Source organism: Burkholderia paludis (assembly GCF_000732615.1).
GTDB lineage: Bacteria > Pseudomonadota > Gammaproteobacteria > Burkholderiales > Burkholderiaceae > Burkholderia > Burkholderia paludis.
Window position 1 is genome coordinate 1 of the sequence record NZ_JPGL01000128.1, and the last position, 4,913, is coordinate 4,913.

2 protein-coding genes and 1 pseudogene are annotated in these 4,913 nt (G+C 57.3%); all 3 read right to left on the reverse strand.

What is annotated here, in order from left to right; translation table 11 throughout:
* Positions 1 to 80: 80 nt before the first annotated feature.
* Positions 81 to 404, reverse strand: a pseudogene (locus GQ56_RS47135) (RHS repeat domain-containing protein); the annotation flags it as partial.
* A 121-nt stretch (positions 405 to 525) separates the two neighbouring features.
* The gene (locus tag GQ56_RS45355; protein WP_152602010.1) at positions 526 to 981 is read right to left on the reverse strand and encodes a hypothetical protein; all 456 of its coding nucleotides are present in this window, start codon (positions 979 to 981) and stop codon (positions 526 to 528) included.
* Positions 982 to 1,105: 124 nt separating this feature from the next.
* On the reverse strand, positions 1,106 to 4,858 hold the full coding sequence (locus tag GQ56_RS43560) for an RHS repeat-associated core domain-containing protein (protein ID WP_265183131.1): 3,753 nt from the start codon (positions 4,856 to 4,858) through the stop codon (positions 1,106 to 1,108).
* Positions 4,859 to 4,913: the final 55 nt, after the last annotated feature.

Here is a 4,913-nt window from a genome sequence, read left to right on the forward strand (position 1 = left end):
ACACCGCTTCCCGTTTGAAAACTTTCGGCAGTACATGCCCCACCGCGACAGACAAGATCGGTATCGGCCAGAATGCAGTGCAATCCCAATGGATCGATCCACGATATCGGATTGGGCGCGTACTGGAAGACGTTAATACCGCCGGCCAACCCGATCGGATCCTTGCAGATGAACCGTCCAGAGTTTGGATCGTAGTACCTATGTCGGTTATAGTGAAGGCCCGTCTCATGGTCGAAGTACTGCCCCTGGAAGCGGATCGGGTTACGGATACCCGCCTTGCGCGCCGCCTCGCTGATGACTTCCTTCGCCTCCCCCCACGCCTTGTAGCGTGCTGACCAAGCAACCTCACCTGCCTCATCCGTCACCTCCTGCGGCGTGCCGATCTGGTCACATTGGTAATAGCGCGGCCTTTCATCTGCTAAACGCAAGAGCACATTTTTCAAAATCTCTTGACAAGCACCCACTCCGATTCCACCAATCCACCATCCGATTTTCAACTGACCAACACGGCCACCACAATGAAAATTACGTAACCTGAACGAAAAACAATCCCTCAAATTTATTCTTATCAACAAACAAATAGGCTAGAGCATCACCTAGCCCAAATATATCCTCCCAACCCACCGGAAAATCCCCCGAGTACAACTGAAGGGAAAATTCAAGCCCTTGATCGAGTGTCAATTTCTCATTTTGGAGAAATCCAGGAGGGAATCCCACTCCACTACCTTGATATGGCTGCCCCACATCACCCCCGACAACCAATCTTCTAGCCGGAATACTCTCGACTCCAAAACGCTCACTTTCTTTTTCGTGGAATATAACCTGAGTGGCGCCACTACTCTTAATTACCCTCATCTCCTCCGGATCGCCATGATACGTTATGCGATCCAAGAAATAATCATCCTTCGAGTATAGCGAAAATACCGAAACATATTCAGGCGCCCCCTCAATCCCAAGAAATTTGGTAGGCAAAGAAGCCACTAAGCACAACTCCTCCCCCGACGATGTTTTTGGCCAAGTTACGAGCCCCCCAATAAGCGCCCCACCTCCAACTCGGGGTTCGAGATGATCGTGACACTCTTCGTCAATTAGTAACGCCTTCATATCAACCCTCGCATTTGCATGGACATTTTTTAGCCAAAAACGCTTCCGCTTGCTTTCGAAGTCTCCTCGCCTGGCTCGCCGAAATCCCTGCCTTCCTCAAGCCACCTTGAGTAATGTCAAGTTCCCGTTTAATGTCATCGTGAAACTCATTCCTGCCAAGTCCGTACGTCTGTCGAATTTTAGCCTCGTGATAATGCGCGCCTCCTATTCCACGTGTGTCGGTGGCAGGGCCTCGCGTGTGCCGATCAAGATCAAGTGCAATTGAAGGATTGTTTGCATCTCTGCAATTTTTGTTCGTTAGCCCTTTTTTCACCAGATACTCATGGCGCAAAAGTTCGTGAGCTTGTAGGCTGTCACCAACATTGTCACCGCCGTTGAGATCTCCATAGGTACCGAGTTGTCCAACTTTCGCCAACCCCAGTGGATCGATCCACTCGACCGGATTAGGAGCATAGGCATGCTGATTCAGGCCACCAGCTAGCCCGATCGGGTCCCTCGAGATGAAGCGGCCGCTGTTCGGATCGTAGTACCTGTACCGGTTGTAGTGAAGGCCCGTCTCATGGTCGAAGTACTGCCCCTGGAAGCGGATAGGGTTGCGGATACCAGCCTTGCGCGCCGCTTCACTGATGACTTCCTTCGCTTCGCCCCACGCCTTGTAACGCGCCGACCAAGCAACCTCACCTGCCCCGTCCGTCACCTCCTGCGGCGTGCCGATCTGATCACACTGGTAATAGCCGATCTGCGTAAAAGCCGCTGGCTTGTTCGTGCGGCTCCACAGCGGGTCACGATCAATATCGTAGTGTTCATCGTATTCCGGCTGCTCGTGCAGTTCAATCCAGCCCACGTGAACGGCTTGCGCCAGCGGAACGAAGCTATCAGGCTCGTACACGTAGTGCGTCGTGCGGCCACTACTGCCCCCATGCTCGCCCGTGCCACTCTCCCACGCCAGCCTATCGCCATCCCAGCCGTATAGCGTCAGGCCGTATCCGTACTCCGCGTTCAGCCGCGCCGTCTCGGCTTCCCGATAGCCACTGCCGTCGTGTGAGCTCTGCCGGACCCACGCATTCGACTTCTTCGCCACGCGTCGACCCAATGCGTCGTACCAGTAGCTAACAGTCACCTTGCCGTTACTGAACTGGATAAGCCGATCCAATCCGTCCCACTCGTACCACGCCTGCTCGCCGTTATGCCGACGTTCCGCCAGGTTGCCGTATTCGTTCCAGGTGTAGTGTGTCCCCGCGTACTCGCGCAGCAGGTTGTCCAACAGTGTCGGGCGCCCCTGGATTCGACTCGAATACCCCAGTGTGTTTTGATCAGGCGATTCGAAGCGCCGCGTCTGCGCGTCATCCAGCAGGTTGCCCGCGGGATCGAACTCGAAGGTTTCTTCGCCCAGCATGCCGGTTGCCGCCACCAATCGTCCTATCGGATCGTAACGGTAGGTCCGCATCCCGTTCTGCGTATCCTCGATGCGCTCCAGCTGACCGGCTCGGTCGTAGGTATAGCTGCGTTGCACCAGCAGTTTGCCGCCCTGCGTTTCGCTCCGGCTTGCAATCAGCTTCTGCTGTTGCAACCGTCCCGCAGCGTCGTACTGCTGCGTCTGCTTGAGGCCATTGCCCTGCACCCGCTCGATTTCTCGATGCAGGTCATCGCGCTCGATCTGGACGAGTTCCGTATCGTCCAGCATCATGCCGTGCACGTGTCCGCTGCCATAAGTAAGCAAGCTCACCCGGTGGCCGTCCGGTCGAATCGTGGCGACCCGTCGATTCAGTACATCGTATTCGTGCCGCCAGACCGCGACCCGCTTATTCTTCAGGAAACTGAAATGCTGGTGCTCACGCGTGACGTTACCCGCGTCATCGTGAAACCATTGCAGCCGACTGGTGGGGTTTTCCGCCAGAATCATCTGCCCGTTGCCGTTGTACGCGAAACGCTCACGCTCGCCGTATTTCCACTGACTTGTGCCCTGATCCCATTGACCCGTCTGGCGCGCGATCAGTCGGCCGACAGCATCGAATTCGACCGCCGTTATCCGGTGCCCCGTCTCTCCGCTGAGCACATCCGTCAACACGCCGGATGACGGATCGTATCGATAACGCGTCGTCTTTCCATCAAAGCCCGTTTCGGCCAGCAGCCGGCCCACGGGATCGTACGCAAATGACGTCTCCCGTCCGTTCTCGTTACGCAACGCCTCCAGCCGGCCCAGTTTGTCCCATCGATAACCCAGCGATTCCCCGTTGGCATCCTTACGGCTGGCAATCAGCCCGGCACGCGTATAGGTCCACTCCGTGCGCCGGCGCAGCCCGTCAACGTGTGCCAGCAGTCGCCCTTCCGCATCGCGCTCGTATTGCTCTGTCACCCCATCGGGACGCGTCACATCGACTAGTTGCCCTGCCTCGTAGCGATAGCTCGTGGCCTGCCCTGCCGCATTGGTAAACCGCTCCAGCTGACCTCGCCCGTTGTACTGCCATCGACTGGTCTTGCCCGAGCAGTCGGCATAGGACGTCAACTGGCCAGTCGCACTGTACGAGAGTTGTTTTTTGCCGCCCTTCGCGTCGATGATTTCCACCGGCTGGCCGAGCGCGTTGTTGGTGTATTCGGTTTTGTTGCCCAGCGGATCGATTTCTTCGATCAGGTGATCTTTCGCGTTGTAGTCGCGCAGCCACAGACCACCTTCGCCGTCGCGAATCTTGCGCACGTTGTCGCGAGCGTCATAGGCGTAATACACCGTGCTACCGTCAGCCCGTGTGTGTGAGACTTGATTGCTGCGATCGTCGTAGGTGAAGGTCTCGACGCTGCCGTCGGGATGAAGATGACGCACGACGTTCTTCGCCTCGTCCCGGAAGAACCATTCCGATCGCCCGTCCGCATGTCGGATGCGGTAGGTGTAGCCGAGAATGTCGTAGTAGTACCAGGTCTCGTTGCCATGAGCGTCGGTGACATAGGTCAAACGAATGTTCGGATCCCACTCCAGTTTCGTGTCGTAGGTGCCGTCGTCAGCCCATTCACGCACGGCCTTGGCCGTCGCACCGTCGCCATCCCAGCGCAGGTTCATCCCCCGGCCGGTACGGTCCGTGTACCGCGTCATCAGGTGGTGCTCGTACGTGTAGCTGCGGCTCGCACCATTCTCGTCGGTTGCCGCAATCAAATCGCCTGCATCGTCGTAGGAATAGTCGGCGAGCTGACGAACCGCCTTGTTGTTTTCGATCAGCCACACCTGCGCCACGCGACCCTGTTCGTCGGGCACCACGTGAACGTGGGCATCGATCTCGATCTCACCGTGATAGGACATCAGATCGGATGGCAGCAGCGCATGATTGGGCACGTGCTCCGGATGATCATAGGCCAGCGCCAGGCCCTCGCCGTTGCGCAATACGATGCCCGTCAGACGGAAGTGTTGGCCGTGACGCTCGTAGGTCTCTCGGACATCGTAGCCACGCGCCAGGGTCACCACGCGATCGGAAACCCGCACCAGCGTCAGGTTCTCGATGGCGTCGTAATGAAACGCCCCGACCTTCGGCAGCGGATACGCATGGGTGCGGCCATCCGCGGCGTGATAGCGAAGGCTCTCCGGCAGCGCATCGTTTTGCACGATGTCGAGCCGCGTCGTGTACGGTGTGATCCAGCGCGCACCCATCACCCCATCATCATAGGCCGCAAGATCTGATCGATACTGGCGGCTCCAGGTAAACGGAAACGGTCCCGGCAACGTGAAGTCATCGTGATCGAGTCGCTCGGCTCCGCGCGCAAAACTGATACTACCTGTCGTCCCGGCTTCAAGATTCTTGCAACAGTTGCCATCCCCTTCAGCA